Source organism: Lentzea sp. NEAU-D7 (assembly GCF_026242055.1).
In the GTDB taxonomy this organism is placed as follows: Bacteria; Actinomycetota; Actinomycetes; order Mycobacteriales; family Pseudonocardiaceae; genus Lentzea.
Genome location: NZ_JAPJDL010000012.1, coordinates 228,568 through 247,346 on the forward strand (window position 1 = coordinate 228,568; position 18,779 = coordinate 247,346).

General features: G+C 70.9%; 16 protein-coding genes. 6 read left to right on the forward strand and 10 right to left on the reverse strand.

Going from position 1 to position 18,779, the window contains the following annotated elements; genetic code table 11:
* Positions 1–8: 8 nt before the first annotated feature.
* On the forward strand, positions 9–779 hold the full coding sequence (locus ORI60_RS24875; protein WP_266040235.1) for a helix-turn-helix domain-containing protein: 771 nt from the start codon (positions 9–11) through the stop codon (positions 777–779).
* On the opposite strand, the gene ORI60_RS24880 is transcribed toward ORI60_RS24875, so the two are convergent.
* From ORI60_RS24880 to ORI60_RS24900, 5 genes are read right to left on the reverse strand one after another with little or no spacing between them, the layout of a single operon-like run.
* Positions 694–1,302: a hypothetical protein gene (locus ORI60_RS24880; RefSeq protein WP_266040236.1), complete on the reverse strand. Its 609-nt coding sequence runs from the start codon at positions 1,300–1,302 to the stop codon at positions 694–696. The genes ORI60_RS24875 and ORI60_RS24880 overlap by 86 nt on opposite strands.
* Complete coding sequence (locus ORI60_RS24885; RefSeq protein ID WP_266040237.1) at positions 1,299–1,970, reverse strand: hypothetical protein; 672 nt, start codon at positions 1,968–1,970, stop codon at positions 1,299–1,301. The genes ORI60_RS24880 and ORI60_RS24885 overlap by 4 nt, the downstream gene beginning before the upstream one ends.
* Positions 1,963–2,235 carry a hypothetical protein gene (locus ORI60_RS24890; protein ID WP_266040238.1) on the reverse strand — a complete coding sequence of 91 codons (273 nt, stop codon included), beginning with the start codon at positions 2,233–2,235 and terminating at the stop codon, positions 1,963–1,965. Before ORI60_RS24890 ends, ORI60_RS24885 begins: the two co-directional genes overlap by 8 nt.
* Positions 2,232–3,419: a PPE domain-containing protein gene (locus ORI60_RS24895; RefSeq protein ID WP_266040239.1), complete on the reverse strand. Its 1,188-nt coding sequence runs from the start codon at positions 3,417–3,419 to the stop codon at positions 2,232–2,234. Before ORI60_RS24895 ends, ORI60_RS24890 begins: the two co-directional genes overlap by 4 nt.
* Entirely contained in the window at positions 3,416–3,838 is a 423-nt protein-coding gene (locus ORI60_RS24900; protein WP_266040241.1) for a hypothetical protein, read from the reverse strand. The genes ORI60_RS24895 and ORI60_RS24900 overlap by 4 nt, the downstream gene beginning before the upstream one ends.
* A 154-nt stretch (positions 3,839–3,992) precedes the next feature.
* Here ORI60_RS24900 and ORI60_RS24905 point away from each other — a divergent pair, with 154 nt between their 5' ends.
* The gene (locus tag ORI60_RS24905; RefSeq protein WP_266040243.1) at positions 3,993–4,418 is read left to right on the forward strand and encodes a hypothetical protein; all 426 of its coding nucleotides are present in this window, start codon (positions 3,993–3,995) and stop codon (positions 4,416–4,418) included.
* Here the strand turns inward: ORI60_RS24905 and ORI60_RS24910 are convergent.
* Together ORI60_RS24910 and ORI60_RS24915 are read right to left on the reverse strand one after the other, a co-directional pair.
* Positions 4,370–5,044 (reverse strand): response regulator, encoded by a 675-nt coding sequence (locus tag ORI60_RS24910; protein WP_266040245.1) that lies wholly within the window; start codon positions 5,042–5,044, stop codon positions 4,370–4,372. The two genes, ORI60_RS24905 and ORI60_RS24910, sit on opposite strands and share 49 nt — an antisense overlap.
* 41 nt (positions 5,045–5,085) lie before the next feature.
* Positions 5,086–6,201: a sensor histidine kinase gene (locus ORI60_RS24915; RefSeq protein ID WP_266040247.1), complete on the reverse strand. Its 1,116-nt coding sequence runs from the start codon at positions 6,199–6,201 to the stop codon at positions 5,086–5,088.
* 124 nt (positions 6,202–6,325) lie between these two features.
* On the opposite strand from ORI60_RS24915, the gene ORI60_RS24920 reads away from it, so the two are divergent.
* Positions 6,326–7,525, forward strand: coding sequence for a serine hydrolase domain-containing protein (locus ORI60_RS24920; protein ID WP_266040249.1), 1,200 nt, complete (start codon positions 6,326–6,328; stop codon positions 7,523–7,525).
* Between the two features lie 95 nt (positions 7,526–7,620).
* The gene (locus ORI60_RS24925) at positions 7,621–12,810 is read left to right on the forward strand and encodes a type I polyketide synthase (RefSeq protein ID WP_266040250.1); all 5,190 of its coding nucleotides are present in this window, start codon (positions 7,621–7,623) and stop codon (positions 12,808–12,810) included.
* A 15-nt stretch (positions 12,811–12,825) separates the two neighbouring features.
* On the opposite strand, the gene ORI60_RS24930 is transcribed toward ORI60_RS24925, so the two are convergent.
* From ORI60_RS24930 to ORI60_RS24940, 3 genes are all read right to left on the reverse strand, one after another.
* Entirely contained in the window at positions 12,826–15,087 is a 2,262-nt protein-coding gene (locus tag ORI60_RS24930; protein ID WP_266040251.1) for a hypothetical protein, read from the reverse strand.
* 175 nt (positions 15,088–15,262) lie between these two features.
* Positions 15,263–16,303, reverse strand: coding sequence for a substrate-binding domain-containing protein (locus tag ORI60_RS24935; RefSeq protein WP_266040252.1), 1,041 nt, complete (start codon positions 16,301–16,303; stop codon positions 15,263–15,265).
* A 140-nt stretch (positions 16,304–16,443) separates the two neighbouring features.
* Positions 16,444–17,613 (reverse strand): epoxide hydrolase family protein, encoded by a 1,170-nt coding sequence (locus ORI60_RS24940; RefSeq protein ID WP_266040253.1) that lies wholly within the window; start codon positions 17,611–17,613, stop codon positions 16,444–16,446.
* A 104-nt stretch (positions 17,614–17,717) separates the two neighbouring features.
* On the opposite strand from ORI60_RS24940, the gene ORI60_RS24945 reads away from it, so the two are divergent.
* Together ORI60_RS24945 and ORI60_RS24950 are read left to right on the forward strand one after the other, a co-directional pair.
* Positions 17,718–18,347 carry a TetR/AcrR family transcriptional regulator gene (locus tag ORI60_RS24945; protein WP_266040255.1) on the forward strand — a complete coding sequence of 210 codons (630 nt, stop codon included), beginning with the start codon at positions 17,718–17,720 and terminating at the stop codon, positions 18,345–18,347.
* Positions 18,344–18,751, forward strand: coding sequence for a PPOX class F420-dependent oxidoreductase (locus ORI60_RS24950; RefSeq protein WP_266040256.1), 408 nt, complete (start codon positions 18,344–18,346; stop codon positions 18,749–18,751). The genes ORI60_RS24945 and ORI60_RS24950 overlap by 4 nt, the downstream gene beginning before the upstream one ends.
* The last annotated feature ends 28 nt before the right edge of the window (positions 18,752–18,779 follow it).

Consider the following 18,779-nt stretch of genomic DNA (forward strand, 5'->3'; position numbering starts at 1 on the left):
TTGACCGCGTGCAGCAGGACGCGGGGGTCGCGAGCGGGGTGCTGGTCGTGCGCGCGTCCGGTGCGATGGCGGCCCGGGCGGCCTTCACCGGTTCGCCGTCCACGCCCGAGTCCGTCCAGTTGCTGGTGCGGTGCCCGGTCCACCGCTCGGTGCCGGAGAACGCCCACGTGTTCGCTGACTGCTCGCTGCACGTGCTGCCCGTCGGCACGATCATGTTGACCGTGCCGGAGGCCAGGCTGTCGACGGGGTTCAGCGACCTGCGCCGGCTGATGTTCGAGCCCGTCGAGCTGCGCGACGGCGTGCGCACCGCGTTCTCCAGCGCGGTCGGGCACGTCCTCGCCGCACGCGACGTCCTGGACCCGGTCGGCGTGGCGCACCACCTGGTCGGACTCGCGGAGATGGTGCTGCGCAGCGCGTTGCGGGACGAGCTGGAACGCGCCGACGTCGCCACCGGGCACCGGCGTGCCGCGCTCGAGCACATCCGCGCGCACCTCGCCGACCCGTCCCTGACACCGGGCGAGGTCGCGAAGGCGCTGAACATCTCGCTGCGGCGGCTCTACCAGGTCTTCGAGGGCGAGCCGAACGTCGCCGAGCGGATCAAGATGCTGCGCATCGACCGCGCGAAGGCGTTGCTGGCGGACCCGGCGAAGGCCGGCCGCGGTGTCGGCGAGATCTCCCGCGACTGCGGGTTCGTCAGTGCGACGCACTTCTCCCGGGCCTTCCGCGCGCTGGTGGGGCAGCCGCCGACGGAGTACCGCCGCCTCGCCCTGCCGAGGTGAACTCCACGCCGTTGACGAACCGCCCGGCGATGCCGGCGAGCTCCAGCCACCCGCGTCCGGTGGGGGAGTGCAGGGTGAACACGGCGATCCTCGGGCGGGCGGGGTCGGGGACGACGATCTGCAGCTGTGCGCCGACACCGGTCGCCGGAACCCGCTCGACGATCACCGCCGGATAGCCGTTCGCCGTCTCGGCGCTGGTGAGCTCGGTGATGCCGGGACCACCGGCGTCGGCGAGGTGGAAGCACAGCTCCTGTGCGGCCTCCGGCGTCAGCACGCGCTCGACCGCGACCAGGCCCGCCACCAGGACCGCGGGATCGGCGTCGTGGTGCTCGACGACCGCCACGACACCGGCGTCGTGCCGCCGGGCCAGCTCGGCGGCCTGCGCGGCCGCGATCTCCAGCCCGGGGTCGCGCGCGCGGTCCGGGCCGCGCAACCGCTGGAGCACCGACAGCAGTTCGGCGGACGTCGCCTCGGCCGAGCTCACGGACACCGGGATGACGCCCCGTACCGGCGTGAGTCTCACCGCTCACCGAGTTCCGAGACGAAGGCGGCCGCTCCGCCGGAGGGCGTGCTGGCGGTACGTGGCGCGGTGAGCAGCACTCCGGCGAGTTCGCCGCCCAGAGCGGAGTAGGCGTTCAACGCGCGCACGACGCCGCCGAACAGCTCCTCGCGGCCCGGCACGTCCGCGGCCGCTTCGACCCCGCCCGTGACGAGGCGGCGCAACCGCTCCGCGACCCGCTGTGCGGCGCTGTGGTGGTCGGCTCCGAGATCCCGCGCGGCCGCCAGCACGCCGTCGAGCTCGCGGCGCAGCTCCTCCAGGCGGGCCGCGGCGGCCACGTGCTCCGGTCCGCCGCGAAAGGATGCGAGGACGACCTCGTTGTCCGCGTCGTCGATCGCACGCCGCAGCTCCCGTGCGCGTCTGTCCAGCTCTTCCGCCCTGCGCCGGTTCGCCAGCACCGTCCCCGCCCAGTCGTCCAGCACGTCGGCGGCCGCACCCAGGGTGCGCCGCGCCGTCTCCAGGTCGTCGCTCATGCCGGACAGCCGTGCCGCGAACGCCTCGGCCGCGGCACCTCCCCACTCGGCAGGCGGTTCCGGAACCTCGACCCGGTGACGGAACCGGTCGCTCGCCGCCGCGATGGCTCCCGCGTCACCCGGCACCGGGTCGAAGCCGAGGCCGCGGTAGTCACTCATGACGCAGCTCTTCGGCGTCGAGGTAGGCCGCCCCGGCCGATCGGAGCTCGGCGGCGGTGTCCGAGAGCGCGGTGCGGAGCGAGGACATCTTGTCCTGCCACGACCGCATCAGCTCGTCCGCGGCCTCCGTGACGCCCGGTCCCAGGTCCCCGCCCGGACCCAGACCGAGGGCGTCGACCACCCCGGTCACCGCGTCGGCCGCGTCGTCCAGCCGCAGCGCCGTCACGTGGACGGCGTCGACGTCGACGACGTACCCGTCGCTCATTCGCCGAGCACGGGCGGTGCGCCCGGCGGGATGTCGTCCAGGAGGTCCATCCGCTCCGCGTACCTGTTGGTGTGGTGGCGGTCTTCCTCGCCGTTGGCACCGGCCGCCGGCGGCATCATGCCGTAGCCGCCCGCCGCGGGCACGGCTCCCGGACCCCGTCCGCTCAGGCCCGCCACGACACCTCGGCCACCCTGCTGCCCCAGCACGCCTGCGGCGCCGCCCGGCACCCCCGGTCCGGTGCCCTGCAGGCCTGACGCGCTCCCGCCCGGCATCCCCGCCGCCGTCCCGTGGACGCCACCGGCCGGTGCGCCGAAGCCCGTCGTGGTGCCGAAGCCCGTCGTGCCCTGCGGAGCCCCGGTGGGACCGACCGCGGCCACCATCGTGCTGTCGTCGTCCACCGGCGGACGCCCGTCCGGCACCGGCACCGGCTTCACCGGCGCCGGCGTCACCTCCGGCGTGGGCTCGCGCGGCACGTCGACGGGGGGCGGTGGTGAGACGGGAGCCGGCGGCTGCGTGACCGGCGGCGCCGTGTCGAACACGGGCAGAGTGCTGCGGGTGTTCCTGCTCTCGCTCTCGTAGACCTGCATGACGGCCACCGCCTCCGCCTTGGCGTTGCGCGCCTCCGCCTTGGTCGGCATGTGATCGTCGGTCAGCTGCTCCAGCAGGTTCAGGCCCTGCGGCCCGTCGACCACCTTGACGTCGTAGCCCTCCCGGAAGTGCCGCTCGGCCCAGTAGTGCACGGGCTCGGGCAGCCGCCGCTTCGTCTCCTGCAGCACCGTCGTGTAGTTCTCGAGCCCGCGCGCCACCCGCTCGGAGGAGTCGCCGACGGTCTCACCCCACGAGGTCAGCGCCGAGGCGGCCTGCGCCGCCAGTTCCGCCGACGGCCCGCGCCAGGACGACGTGAGCCTGTTGACGACGTCCTGCACCGACCTGGACGTGCCGCGCAGCCCCGGCGCGAGCTCCTTCCACTGCGCGCTCCGCACGGACATCCCCGGCACGTCGGCGGCGTGCACCATGTCCCACATCTGCTGGTGCGTGTACGCGTCCCAGCGGATGGTTCCGGAGTCGAACGCGTCCTCGTGCAGGTTCCTGCGGCGCTGTTCCCGAAGCCTCTTCTCGCGCCGGCGCTGCCTCGCGGACGGCCGGTGCTCCTCGGAGAAGTAGCCCTTGTCCCGCCCGGTCACGCCTGCCTCCGGAACGTCGCGGCAGCGTTCTCGTCCACGGCCGTGTGCGTCTTCTTCACGTTCTCCAGCGCGTCGATCACCAGGTCGAGCTGCCGCACGTACGACGTCAGCGCGGCCCGGACCCCGCCCTCGGCATCGCGGGCCCGCAACCCGAACGCCTTGCGCATTTGCACCGCGACCGGTCCCTTGCCGTCCGGCAACGGCGTGGCCAGCACAGCGCTGTCCGCCAGATGACCCGCCAGCTCGTCACGGCGCTGGTGGAGCAACCGGATCGCCTGGTCGAAGTCGCCGGGGTCGATCTCGATGCTGTCCGCGCCCGTCGTGGGGATCCCCACCAGCCCGATGCCGGACACCGGCCCGACGACCTCCAGGACCCCCTCGTCCTGCAGCGACTTCTTCAAGCGCTCGGCCTCGTCCACGCTGTCCACCCTGACCACGGGCGCACACTCCCCTTGTTCGTGTTTCGACGGCTCAGCGCAACATACTGTCCGGGCACGGCCGAGAGATCCAGTCCCCGGTACACGGATCGGCACGAACGGTGCGCCCTGGGGCAAGGTGGCCGCGCGACCAGGCATGTTCGTCAGTCGCCCGTCCTTCGACGCGTTGACGGCGTTCATCACCGGCTACGACGAGGCCGCCCGGCGGCTTGGAGCGCCCGGACTCCGCGGTTGGAGCGAGTGGCTGGTCGCCTGCCGAGGACGCGACTGCAACCATGCCTGGCCGGGCCAGGTCCTCCACATGGCCATCCCGGAAGGCTGGGAGAACCTGTGGGCGCTGGCGCCCGACGTCGAGGCCCGCGCCATCGAGGTGCTGTTCGATCTGCTCGACAGGTTCCTCGCCGAACGCGACAACAGCGACACGCCGGAAGTCCTTTGCGAGCCCGTTCGACAATCCTCCACACAGGACCACACGGCACCACCTCGAGCCCGATGCGGAGACCGGCGACCGCCTCAGCCGCCGTGCGCCGCGGAACCCGGAACGACCAGCCCGCTCTCGTAGGCCACGACGACGGCCTGAGCTCGCGTGGTCAGGTTCAACTTCCGCATCGTGTGCTTCACGTGCGTCTTCACCGTCGCTTCGCTGATGGCGAGCCGGTGCGCGATCTCCTCGTTGGTCGATCCGGTTCCGAGCAGCCGCAGGATCTCGGTTTCTCGCGGCGTCAGCTCCGGCAGCCGGGTGTTCGCCTGGAGCTCGACGCGGTGGCGTTGCGCGTAGGTCTGGATCAGCCGCAGGGTGATGGCCGGCGAGATCAGCATCTCTCCCATCGCGACCGTGCGCACCGCCGCGATGATCCGCTCGGGAGGGGTGTCCTTCATGATGAACCCGGCGGCTCCATCGGTCAGCGCCGTGTAGACGTACTCGGGGATGTCGAAGGTCGTCAACACGACGACCTGGGTTTCCGGACGCAGTGCGAGGATGCGCCGGGTGGCGCTGAGGCCGTCCATGACCGGCATCTTGATGTCCATCAGGACCACGTCGGGCGCCAGGTCGGCGACCAGCGCCACAGCCTGCTCACCGTCGGACGCCTCGCCGACGGGATCGATGCCGGGTGCGGCGTTGAGCAACGCCATGAGGGCGTGGCGGACGAGGTACTGGTCGTCGACCACCAGGACGCGGACTGCCATCAGATCTCTCCAGCACGTGCGTTCGTTCTGCGGTCGGGAAATCAGGCCTCGTCCGGAATCGGCAGCCGCAACACGACCTGGAACCCTCGGGGCGAGCGGTGTCCGGCGTGCAGGATGCCACCGTAGAGTTCGGCGCGCTCACGCATGCCCCGGATGCCGTGCGACTTCGCCTTGGCGCTGGAAGGTCTCGGCGCGCCGTCATCGGTGATGGTCAACGTGAGTTCGCTTGCACCGTAGTCGAGCACCACCTCCACGGCTGCGGGACCCGCGTGCTTGAGGACGTTGGTCAGGGACTCCTGCGCGACGCGATAGGCGCAGAGGTCCTGCCCGGGAGGCAGGGCGCGCGGTGTTCCGCGAACCGCCAGTTCGACGGTGAGGCCGGCGTCGCGCGTGCGTTGCACCAGACCGGCGAGAGCGTCGAGGCCGGGGCTCGCGAGTTGCACGTCCGGGAATTCGTTCTCGTCCTCCACCCGCAGCACGTCGAGCAACCTGCGCATCTCAGCAAGGCCTTGCCGACAGGACTCGGACACAGCGGAAATCGCGGTGCGCGCGGTGGCCGGATCGGACGCGAGGGTGTATTCGGCCACCCCGGTCTGCAAAGAGATCACGGACATGTGGTGCGCGACGATGTCGTGCAACTCCCGTGCGATCCGCACTCGCTCGTCGGCGGCCGCGCGACCTGCTCGCTCCGCTGCTTCCTCGGCACGCCTGGCCCATTTCTTGGAGCTCTCGCCGACCATCCAGGCCACGAACAGGACCAGGACGGCCTGCACGGCCTCCGACCATTTCAGCGTCGCCTCCCCGACGTATTCGGGCACGAGGAGGCAGAGGGCCGACGTCGCCGCCATGATCGCGGCGATCCGTGAACCGCGCACGTTGGCGACCGTGAACACGCCGATGACCACACCGAGCCCCAGGTTGCCCACGGCGCCATGACCGAGAAACGAGTAGGCGACCGAGGAACCGAGAATCACGCACAACGACGTCACCGGCACGACATGACGAATCGCGATCGGCGCCACGGTGAGCGCGGCGAGCGACAAATCCACGAGCGTGAGATCGGGGCCGAAATAACCCACTTGATTGGCCAGGGTGAGGACCGTGGCCATCAGAGCGAGAAGGAGGTCCGCCCACGCCGGTCGGAGGAGCTTGCGCACCGGCCGGACCCTACCAGGAGATTCTCGCCCGGAAACAGAAGAGATCCGCCCTACCACCAGAGGGGTAGAACGGACGACCAACAAGGATGACGACATCGCATCGACGCGCTCTTACGGTGATCTCATGAGCACGAAAACGAGCGCACTGGTGGTGCTTGCCGCATTCTCGTTCGTCACCGGATGTTCACCGGCCGGCGCCGAACACTCGGGTAACGACGCGGTCCGGGTCTCTTTGCAGAAAGACGCCGACGCACTGGTGTCGAAAGGTTCCCCCGGCGTTCTCACCGAGTTGCGCACGCCCGACGGCGCGGTGAAGGTCCGCAGCGGGGAAGGCGACACCGGCGCGAAGACACCGGTCCCGTGGGACGCCCACTTCCGCATCGCGAGCTTCAGCAAGACCTTCGTGGCGACCACGCTGCTCCAGCTCGTCGGCGAACACCGCCTGTCGCTCGACGACACCGTCGAGAAGTGGCTGCCCGGAGTCGTGACCGGCAACGGGAACGACGGCGGCAAGATCACCGTTCGCCAGGTGCTCCAGCACACCAGCGGCATTCCCGAGTACATCGCCGGCGTGCCGGTGTTCACCGAGAACGACTTCCAGCAGCACCGCTTCGACAAGCACTCCCCGGCAGACCTCGTCGCCCTCGCGATGCGTCAGGCACCCACCTTCGCGCCCGGCGCCGGCTGGAGCTACTCCAACACCAACTACGTGCTGGCCGGGATGATCATCGGCGAGGTGACCGGCCAGGACTGGCGCACCGCGGTCGACGAACGGATCATCAAGCGCCTGGGCCTGCGGAACACGTCGGCCCCCGGGCACTCGACCGTGCTGCCGCAACCACATGCGACCGCGTACGAGCGCTTCCCGGAGGACGTCACAGCGGACCCGTTGCGCTTCGGAAAGCCCGTCGACGTCACCGAACTGAACCCGTCCTACGCCGAAGCGGCAGGAGAACTGGTCAGCACCACCAACGACGCGCTGGTGTTCCTCCAGGCCCTGGTCTCGGGCGAACTCCTCGCTCCCGCGGAGCTGGCCGAGATGCAGAAGACGGTGCCGGCGCCGAGCCTGCAGTCGGTCTGGCCGGAGGCGCGCTACGGACTGGGCATCGCCTGGATTCCCACCGCCTGCGGCGGATTCTGGTCACACGCGGGCGACATCCAGGGCTTCCAGACCCGCAACGGGATCACGGCCGACGGCAAGCGCAGCGTCATCGTCTCGATGAACACCGACTCGGTGATCCCGAAGGAGTCCTCCACCCCGCCGACGCCGCTCGAGGACCCGTCTTTCGACCTGGTCAAGAACGCGCTCTGTGACCGCGGGTAGCACGGCAGGCCGGCACGCCGGCTCATCTTGACCACATCACCGAAGTTCGATCCCGTGCCGTGTGGACGGGCCTCTCCCAGATCTGTGAGGTAGCAATGACGCGTTCGAGTTCCGGCAGCCCTGACAACGACGTCGCCGTCGTGGGTCTGGGCCTGCGGTTGGCTGGTGGCATCTGTGAACCGGCGGACTTCTGGGCCGGCTTGATCGCGGCACGCAGTGAGGTCGGGAACGTTCCCCACGACCGGTGGTCGTCGTACCGGGCACACGGTCCCGCGGCCGCCGCCGCGGTGAACCGGGCCGTCAGCCGCGCCGCGTACCTGGAGGACGCCGCGGGCTTCGACGCCGAGTTCTTCGGCGTCACACCGAAAGAAGCGGTTCTGATGGACCCACAACAGCGTCTTGTGCTGGAAGTCGTGTGGGAGGCACTGGAACACGCCGGGATTCCGCCTCTGTCGCTCGCCGGTACCAACGCCGCGGTGTTGATCGGTGTGGGTGGTGGTGAGTACGGGCAGATGTTGCTGAGCGATCCTGAGCGGATCGGGCCGTGGAGCAGCATCGGCGGGGCCTACTGCGCTGTCGCGAACCGGGTTTCGTACTTCCTCGACCTGCGTGGTCCGAGCCTGGCGCTGGACTCGGCGTGTTCGTCCTCGCTCGCGGCGGTCCACTTCGGACGGCAGGCGCTGCTCTCCGGCGAGTGTGACGTCGTGATCGCGGGCGGGGTGAACCTGATCGCGGCACCCGCGCAGACCCTGTCGCTGGGGGCGTCGGGGGCGTTGTCGGCCGACGGCAGGAGCAAGCCGTTCTCCGCTTCGGCCGACGGGTACGGGCGTGGTGAGGGTGCGGGCGTGGTGGTGCTCAAGAGGCTGGACCACGCCCGGCGCGACGGCGACAATGTCCTGGCCGTGGTTCGCGCCAGCACGGTCCGGCAGGACGGCCGCACGAACGGGATCATGGCGCCCAACGGCATCGCGCAGCAGGAGATGCTCCGATCCGTCTACGCGCAAGCAGGCATCGATCCGTCCTCTGTGGACTACCTGGAAGCGCACGGCACCGGCACCCCTCTCGGTGATCCGGTGGAGGCGGCCGCGGCCGCGGCCGTCCTCGGGGAAGGCAGGACGCCTGACTCACCCCTGCTCATCGGGTCGGTGAAGGGCAACGTGGGGCACCTCGAGGCGGGTGCCGGAGTGGTCGGCATCATCAAGACGGTGCTGGCCATGCGCGCCGGTGTTCTCCCGCCCACGGTCGGAGCGCGCGACGGCATCAACGCGGAGGTCGAGGCAGAGCAGTCGATCAGGGTGGTGGCCGAGCCGACGGCCTGGCCCGAGGTCGCGGGCAAGCCGAAGCTGGCCGGTGTGTCGAGCTTCGGATACGGGGGCACCATCGCGCACGTCTGCCTGGCGGAAGGTGACCCGCTGCAACCGGAAGTCGAGCGGGACGTTACCGACGACCCGTCCCTGCTCGTGCTGTCCGCCGCCACCCAGGAGGCGCTCGCGCCGACGGTGAGCAGGCTCGCGGACGCGCTGGAGGCAGGGGAGCAGGACGTCAGTGCGGTGGCGGCCACGCTGGCGTTGCACAGGTCGCACCTGCCGTGGCGGACCGCCGTGGCCGCCGCCGATCGCGGTGAGGCGGTCAATCGCCTTCGTGCGTGGTCCGCGACCGGGAAGGTGCCGGGGGTCGTGCACGGCCGGGCGACCGAGCAGGCCGCGGGGCCGGTGTTCGTCTTCTCCGGGCACGGTTCGCAGTGGGCGGGGATGGGACGTGAGCTGCTCCGGTCGAGCAAGGCGTTCGCGGCCCTGTGCGAGCGGCTCGACCCGATCTTCCGCGAAGAGGCCGGGTACTCGCTGATCGCCGAACTCGAAGAGGGGGACTGCACCCGGACCGACCGTGTTCAGGCGACGTTGTTCGCGATGCACCTGGGTCTAGCCGAGGTGTGGCGGTCCTGGGGTGTCGAACCGGTGGCGGCGCTCGGTCACTCGATGGGGGAGATCGCCGCGGCGGTGACCGCGGGGGTGTGGAGCGCGGAAGACGGCGCCCGGTTCGCCTGCAGGCGCGCGAACCTGATCAAGACCGTCGCGGGCCGCGGTGCCATGGCCCTTCTCGACGTGCCGTTCGACGAGCTGGAGGAACGGCTCGCGGGCAAGACCGGCTTGGCAGCGGCGATCGAACCGGCTCGCGGGTGGTCCGTGCTGGCCGGTGACGCGGCCGCGGTGGAGGAGTACGCGACCGCGCTGGCCGGCGAGGGCCGCGTGGTCCGCCGAGTGGCCTCTGACGTCGCCTTCCACAGCTCACACATGGACGAGCTCGTCGACGACCTCGGCGCGGCCGTGCACGGGCTGTCGATCGGGCCGGCGTCCTTGCGGCTGTACGGCACGATCTTGGACGACCCGCGCTCCGACGCGCCGCGCGATTCCGGTTACTGGCAGCAGAACCTCAGGCGCCCGGTGCGGTTCGCGGCAGGCGTGGAGGCCGCGGTCCAGGACGGGCATCACCACTTCCTGGAGATCTCGCCGCACCCCGTCGTCGTCCACAACATCGCCCAGATCGCGGAGTCGCTGTCCGCCCCGGCGGTCACGACGGCGCACTCGTCGCGTCGTGAGCAGCCGGTGATCGAGGAGATGACCGGACAGCTGGGCAGGCTGCACTGCGCCGGAGTCCGGGTCGACTGGCGGGCCCACTGGCCGCGCTCGGCAGCGGTCGCGTTGCCGCGCACGGCTTGGCAGCACGACCGGTACTGGCTTCCCGAGGCACCGGCGGACCGGGGCGCGGGAGGTCACGACCCGGAGTCCTTCACCTTGCTCGGTTCTCGGCTGACGGCGGCCACCACGCCGCCCTCGGCCGTGTGGCAGACGACCCTGTCGCCCGAGAACAGGCCGTACGACGCTCCGCACACCGTGCACGGCGTCGACATCGTTCCCGCTGCCGTGCTGTTCTGCACCCTCGCCGACGCCCTCGGGGGCGACGCAGACGCGCCGCGCCACCTGCGCGACGTCGTCCTGCGCACACCCCTGCCGGCCGAGCAGGACCGCGCCGTCCAGGTCGTCTGCCAGGACGGCAGAGCGGTGCTCTCCTCCCGCCTTCAGGAGGCGTCCGAAGAGACCTCCTGGACCACGCACACCTCCGCGCGCGACGGCGGTGCCCGCACGCTGCGCGCCGACTCGGGCGAGGTGGCCGAGGAACCGATGCTCCCCATCGGCGCCGACGGGGTGCTCGAGCTGCTCCGGCCCCTCGGGGTCTCCGGTCTGGCCTTCGACTGGCAGGTGGATCACCTCCGGCACGACGACGACGCGGTGCACGCGACCGTGTCGACGCCCGGTCGTACGCCGCACTGGGCGCTGGTCCTGGATGCCGCCACCACGTTGTCGTCGCTGCCGCTGGCCCGGCAAGGCGTCCACCGCATGCCCGCCTCTGTCGAGTCGGTCGAGTGGACCGGTCCCGCTCCGTCCTCGGCCCACCTGGTCGCACGTCTGCGGAGTGGCACCGTCGACACCGTCGACCTGGACCTGCGAGGGGCCGACGGGCAGTCGGCCGCCAGGGTCACCGGACTCCGGTTCGGTGTGCTCGACGCGGACCAGACGGTGCTCGCCGACCCGCGGACCCTGGTGCACGGCCTGTCCTGGCAGCCGCTGGAAGTCGCGGCTGCCGGGACGCCCGCGGCCACGGTCACGCTGGTCTCGACCGAGCCGTCGGCTGTCGCCGAACGGCTCGCGGAGCACCTGGTGCGGTCCGGCCTGGGGTGCACGGTCGTCGACGCCGCGGACGCCGTCTCGGTGCCGATCGGTGACGAGCCGCACCACGTGGTGTACCTGCCCCCGGTGTCCGGACCGGGACAGGAGTACGACGCGACCGTCCACCACCTGACCGAGCTCGCCGGGGTGACCCGGTCCGCGGTCAAGGCCGACCGGCTGGGAACCAGGTTGTGGGTCCTCACGCGGGAAGCGTTGGCCTGCACCAGTCCCACCGGCCTCACACATCGGCCCCTGTGGGGAGCCGCGCGGGTGATCGCCGCCGAGCACCCGGAGCTGCGCGGTGGCGTGCTGGACCTGGGGGAGTGCGACGACGCCGCGTTCGACCTGGTGGCTGCGGTGCTCCACGAACCCCCGGCGGAGGACTGGCTGGTCGTCCAGAACGGCAGGCTGCTCGCCGGTCGCGTCGTGCCCCGCCCGGACCGCGGCCAGACCCCTCCGGTGCCCCTGCGACCCGACGCCACCTACCTGGTGACCGGCGGTCTCGGAGCCCTCGGCCTGGAGGCGGCACGTCACCTCTCGTCCCGGGGCGCCCGCCGGCTGGTCCTGACCAGCAGGCGGGGACTGCCGCCGCGGTCCACCTGGGACGAGCAGCACGACGCCGCCACGCGGCACGCGATCGGTGTTGTCGAGGAGCTCGAGAGCCAGGGGGTGACCGTTCTCCCGCTCGCCCTCGACGTGACCGACGCCGACGCCGCTCGAGCGGTGCTGACGCCCGACTTCCTGCGCATGCCGCCCGTCCGGGGCGTGGTCCACACGGCCGGAGCCGTGCACGGCCGCCTGGTGGACGACCTGGACGAGGAGTCGATCCGGGAGACGTTGCACGCCAAGGTGCGCGGGGCGTTGGTGCTGCACGAGCTGTTCCCGCCCGGCAGCATCGACGAGATGGTGCTGTTCTCCTCCACCGCACCGCTGGTCGTGCTGCCCGGCTGCACCGCCTACGCCGCGGCCAACTCGTTCCTGGACGGCCTGGCCGCACACCGGCGGCACCACGGCGGGAACACCACCTCCATCGCCTGGACGGTCTGGCGCGACACCGGCATGGGCAAGCTCACCGCCGACGGACTGCAAAGCATGCAAGCTCAAGGCTTTGGCGACATCACCCCGTCCGAGGCGCTGCGCGTGTGGAACTGCCTGCACACCACGGACGACGGCTACGCGTTGGTGGTCAGGCCGACCACGCCGCCGTCGGGAGGACGACGCGCGCTGTTCGAGCACGTCCGCGACCCCCAGAACGGCGAGCCGCGCGGGGGAACGGCGACCGAGTCGGTCACCCTCCTGCGCGACCTGCCGGAGGACGAGGTGTACGACGCGGCGATGGCCGTCATCCGCAGCGTGGTGGCGGCCGAAACCGGTGTGCCGGAACACCGGATCGAACCCGAACGACCGTTCTCCGACATCGGCCTGGACTCGGTCATGGGCATCGCCATCCGGGGAAAGCTCCAGCACAGCACCGGAATCGAGCTACCCGCCGGCATCCTCTGGACCCACCCCACACCGGCGACCCTGACGCGCTACCTCGCCACGGCGGTGGCACGTTGAGCTCCTGTGACCGGCTCAGGCGAGGCACTTCCAGCTGTGAGGATCGGCGACGGCGGTCGTCCTGGCGAAGACCGCCTGCTCGTGCGGGTTCTGGCGCTGGCACGCGTCGTCCAGGTCCATGGCCACCCGCGCGCCGGTGCCGGTGACGCAGCGCCAGTCGTAGGCGGTCGTCCCCGCCAGGACGACCCCGTTCACGGCGCCGATCGAGGTGCAGTAGCCCTGGAGGTCCAGTCCGCCCTTCTCGGCGAACACCGGCGGCCGGGCGAGGGTCACCGTGACCGACGTGGTGCCGGGAGGCAGCGCGACAACTCCCTTGGCGTTGTCGACGGTGCCCGCGCTGGCCCTGGCGATGTTCCCGCCGAGGAAGGCGGGCAACTCGAACCGCACACCGCCCGCGGGCACGGCGCCGGTCAGGGTCAGGGTGACGTTCGCACCGGAAGCCGTGATCGCCGCGCCCATGCGCCTGCCGCCGGCGATGGGGTAGTTGCCCACGCTGGTGGTCGCGCCGTCGCGGAGCCACTGGTTCGGCACTCCGCGGCCGATGATCACCGTGCCGTCGAGCTTCTCGGCGGCCAGCGAGTCCAGCAGGACCTTGGAGGCGTTGGCCTGCCCCCACATGTGAGGGCTGGAGCCGCTGCCCGCGGTGCTGTGGGTGCCGGGGGACCAGTTGCTCGTTCCGACCGACTGGATGCCTTCCCACCAGGAGAAGGGAGCGCTCTGGGCGTTCTGGACCAGGTACTGGTACCCGTAGATTCCCTCGGAGCGGTAGCGGGTGGAGGCGAGACCGGCCGAGCCGTAGCCGGCGTTGTAGGAGCTGCTCACGCCGGGATAGCCGCCGAAGGTGTGTTTGGGCAGGTTCGACAGGCGGCTGAAGCCGTTGTCGTAGGTGGCGTCGATCATGCTGATCATCGGGCCGGACGGGTCGCTGCCCCACAGCTGCCCGTCCCACGCCCAGCGGCCGAACAGGAACATCGAGGCCCAGTTGCCGTTGTTGGTCTGGCCGCACACGTTCGCGCTGCTGTTGGGGACGTCCATGGCGCACGGCAGGTAGGACAGGCCGTTGGTGGAGATGGTCGTGTTCAGCCTCGCGTTGACCGCGCTCAGCAGCCTGCCGTAGACCTGCTGCGCCCAGGACGCCTCTGCCGTCTCTCCAAGGGTCTTGGCGATGTAGGAGTACGTGAGGAGGGCGAACAGCGCCGACTGGTTGTCGACGGTCCAGTAGCCGGCGTGGTCCACCGCCACGGTGGCCTTCATGATCCCGCCCGGGCCGGTTGCGTCGCTCTCGATCCGGTGCGCGGTCTGCCTGATCGTCGCGAAGTGGTCCCTGACGAAGGCGGCGTCGCCGGTCTTGCGCAGGTACACCGCCCACGGCCAGTTGTACTTCCACGTCCCGTCCGGGTACATCCGCGTGATGTCGTTCGGATCGTCCTGGGAGATCAACGTCGGCAGGTAGTCCCTGGCCCGGTCGAGGTCGCCCGCCTCCAGCAGCTGCACCAGCATGCCGACGAGGTCGTGGTTGAAGATGGCGTCGTAGCCGTTCTCGCCCACGTTGAGGCGGTTGCCGTCCTTGACCAGGTTCGTCGTGATGTACCCGGCCCGGTAGGCGTTGGCCAGCTGCGGATCGGGCACCCGGATCTGCGCGATCTGGGCGAGTTCGCCGTCCCAGTAGGACGTCATGTGCGCGTAGTGGGCGTCGTAGCCACCGGCGGCGACCAGTTCGGCCGCCGTGGGCCAGGCGTAGCCCTGGCCGAACCTGTCGGCCGCGATCACGTAGTCGAAGTCGGTGGTCTGCCCCGGCTGGATCGTCGTCGACGGGCGGGTGAGCGCGTGCGTGCCGCCGGTCGGCGCCGGGTCCAGGACGTGGGCGACCGTGTCGTGGTTGACGACCCTGACCCGGGAGTACACGGCCACGAAGTCCCGGCCGCCGATCGTCACCCGGTCACCGAAGTTGGTGATCGTGACGGTGCTGTTGTCCCGTTCGAACTGCGTGGTCAGCGCGGGGTAGTAGCCGCCGGCGTTGAACCACTGGACCCGTGCGGGGTTGTTGTAGATCCCGAACCTGACGGTGGTGTTCGGTCCGGAGTGGACGTCGAAGCTGCCGTCCTTGTGGGTGAGGACGCCGTAGTAGTCGCCCTCCCAGCCGATCGAGGCGCTGTCGTGCTGCGTCACCGCGGCCCCGGCGCCGGGGGAGTGCCCCACCGCGGTGCCGGCTGCCACCAGGATCGCGACGACGGCCGCGGCGAGCAGGCCGCGCCGCCTCGGGCTGTGCCTCTTCATGGTGGGCCTTCCCTCCGGGCGCGCCTCGCGGCGTGGATCTGAACGGCCAGTTTGATCGTTAAAATCCCGTTGATCGACCCAACCACAGCGCAACTTGGGGTGTCAACGCCGGAGAATCCACACGAGGAGGCCGCAGTGAAGGACCGGTCCTGGCGCGCGAGTGGACCGATCAAAGTCAGGTCCGGCGGCGGGAAGAGCCGCGCACGACCAGTTCCGGTGCCAGCAGCGACGCGACCGGAACCGGTGTCCCCCCGGCCGGGCACAGGGCCTCGACGATCCGCCGGCCCACCTCGGGAAGCGGCTGGCGGACGCTCGACAGGTCCAGCACCTCCGCGGAAGGGGTGTCGTCGTACCCCACCAGCGCCACGTCCTCACCGAGAGCCAGTCCGAGGTCGCGGACGGCCTGCAGCGCACCCGCCGCCAGCGTGTCGGAGGCCGCGACCAGCGCCGTCGGCGGATCGGCACGGTCCAGCAGGCCGCGGGCCGTCCTCGCGCCGCTGACCCAGGTGTCCTCGCCCCGCACGTCGAGGCGGTGGCTGCCCGCCAGCAGGCCGTGCCGGTCCATCGCCGTCACCCAGCCGGCAGCGCGGTCGTCGCCGACCCGGTGACCTTCGGGGAAGCCGAGGAAGCCGATCCTGCGATGACCGCACTCCGCCAGGTGGTCGACGACAGCGCCCACGCCCGCCGCGTTGTCGACGTCCACCCAGCCGGTCGCCTCGGCGTCGTCGGAGAACCGGCCGAAGCACACGAACGGCACGCCGGCTTCCCGCAGCGCCGGAGGCCGCGGGTCGCCGGGAACCAGGTTGTACAGCACGACGCCCTCGACCGAGCCGGTCCGCACCAGCTGGACGCAGGTGGCCGCCTCGTCCTCGGCGTCGTCGACCGCGAACAGCATCAGGTGCCGGCCGACGGCCTGCCCCGCCTCGGCCAGCGCGTGCAGGAAGCGGTCGTGCAGGTGGGCGAGCGAGTGGGAGGAGACGGGCTCGATGCGGCACGCGATCATCCCGGCCGTGCTGGACCGCAGCGCCCGTGCCATCCGGTTCGGCTGGAACCCCAGCTCCGCGACGGCCCGCCGCACCCGTTCCCGCGTCTCCTCGCGCACCTTCGCCGGGTAGTTCATCACGTTGGAGACGGTCTGCTTGGACACGCCGGCGGCCGCGGCGACGTCGGCGATCGTCGCGGGACCGGATCGCGGTACGGCCGGCCTGGCAGGCATTGCACCACCCCTGGAGCCACTGGTGCGCCCACGTCGGCGTGCCGCGCTCAGTTGATCGATAAAACGAAGCTGACCAGTCACAGCCTACTAGCCGGCCGACGCACCGAGATCGTCCAAAACGCCGTGTCGTGGTCCTGCTGTCACGGCGCCCGCAGCCCTCGGAAGGTCGTCCGGATCTGCTCGGTGAGGACGTCCGGCTGCTCCAGGGCGGCGAAGTGGCCTCCGCGCTCGAGCTGGTCGTAGTGCACCACCGTCTCGTACCGCCGCTCGACCCAGCGCCGGGAGGCCTGCACGGCCTCGCCGGGGAAGACGCTGAACCCGGCGGGGACGGGGTTCGGTGTGCCGCCGGGGGCGGTGCCGCCCCGGCTCTCCTCCCAGTAGAGGCGGGCGGAGGACGCCGCGGCGTTGGGGAGCCAGTAGAGCATGACGTCGTCGAGGATCTCGTCGCGGTCGATGACCTCTTCGGGGTCGCCGCCGCTGTCGGTGACGTCCTGGAAGAGCGTGTAGATCCAGGCGGCGAGCCCGGCGGGGGAGTCCGAGAGCGAGTAGCCGATGGTCTGCGGCCGGGTGGCCTGTTCCCGCGCGTACGCGCTCAGCTCGTCCTGGTAGCGCTGAGCGCGCGCGATCATCCGCCGCTCCTCCGCGGTCGCCTCGCTCATCTCCTGTTCGGTGGGGAACACCAGTGGCAGGTTGAAGTGCACGCCCAGGCACCGCTCGGGTGCCTTGCGGGAGATCTGCTCGACGACGGCCGAACCCCAGTCGCCGCCCTGGGCGAACCACGTGTCGTGGCTCAGGCGCCGCATGAGGGTGATCCACGCGTCGGCGACGCGGGAGGCGTTCCAGCCGGTCGTCGTGGGCTTGCCGGAGAACCCGAAGCCCGGCATGGACGGGATCACGACGTGGAACGCGTCGCGGGCGTCACCGCCGTGCGCCACCGGATCGGTCAACGGGCCCACCAGGTGCCGGAACTCCAGGACCGAGCCCGGCCAGCCGTGGCACAGCAGCAGCGGGACGGCGTCCGGCTCGGCCGACCGGACGTGCAGGAAGTGGACGTCGATCCCGTCGATGGTGGTGCGGGACGAGCCGAGGTCGTTGATGACCTTCTCGGTGCGCCGCCAGTCGTAGCCGGTGGCCCAGTGGTCGCAGAGAGCGCGAATCCGGTCCAACTGCGGACCCTGGCTCCCGTCCGGAACCGTCTCGCGGTCCGGCCACCGCGTGGCGGCCAGGCGGCTGCGCAGGTCCAGCAGCTCCACGTCGGGGACGGCGATCGTGAACGGCTCGACCACGTCGTTGGCGGAAGGGGATGTCACAGGGGGCTCCTGGGGGTGTCGATGGGGGAACGGTGCGAGCGTAACCCAGAAGTGGAAGAAATCTTCAACTTGGAATTTCTCTTCCACTTGTCTACGCTCGGCCCGTGACCGAAGCGGCTCCTCCTCTGCGTCGTGACGCCGAGCGCAATCGCCAGTTGTTGTTGCGCACGGCCTACGACCTCATGGCCACGCAAGGACTGGACGTCTCGTACGAAGACATCGCGCGAGCCGCCGGCACCGGAATGGGCACGATCTACCGGCGCTTCCCGCAACGACAGGACCTGCTGGACGCCCTGTTCAGCGAGCACATCGACACGGTGATCGGCTTGGCGGAGCAGGCTTCGCACTACGACGACGCCTGGGCGGGCCTCACCTGGTTCCTGGAGCGGCAACTGGAGATCGAGGCGCAGAGCCGAGGGCTGGGGGAGCTGCTGCGCAGCCGCAACCAGGCCACCGCGCTGGTGCAGCGCGCGCACGAGCGGATGACCCCGCTGGTCGCCGACCTCGTCGACCGGGCCGTCCGCGCGGGTCAGCTGCCGGACGGGGCGACCCCCGCCGACTTCGCCGCGGTGCACGTGATGGTGGGCAGCGTCATGGACGCCTCCCGTGCTCACACCCCGGGGCTGTGGCGCCGTGCTCTGCGGATCGCGCTGGCGGGAGTGCGCCACGCCGACCTGTCCGGCGACCAGCCGGACGAGGCGGTCATCGACCGCTTCTACAACGACCAGACATGAAGGCCAAGAACATGACGGCTCTGCCCGACGACCTGATTGCGGTCCTCAACGCCAAGTCCATCTGCTTCGTGACCACGCTCATGCCCGACGGGTCGCCGCAGATCTCCCAGACCTGGGCGGGCACGGACGGCGAACACGTGCTCATCAACACCGTGGACACCCACCAGAAGACCCGCAACCTCCGGCGCGACCCCCGCATCGCCCTCGGCATCGCCGACCCGGCGGCGCCTTCGCGGTACTGGGCCCTGCGCGGCAGCGTCGTGGCCATGACGACCGAGGGCGCCCGCGAGCACATCGACGAGCTGTCCCAGAAGTACATCGGCCGACCGTACCCCGGCTTCGGCGGCGGTCCGCAGCAGCGCGTCGTGCTCACCGTCGAGGTCGACCGGGTGCACACGCCCTGACCCCCGGCGCAGCGTTCGACTGCGGACA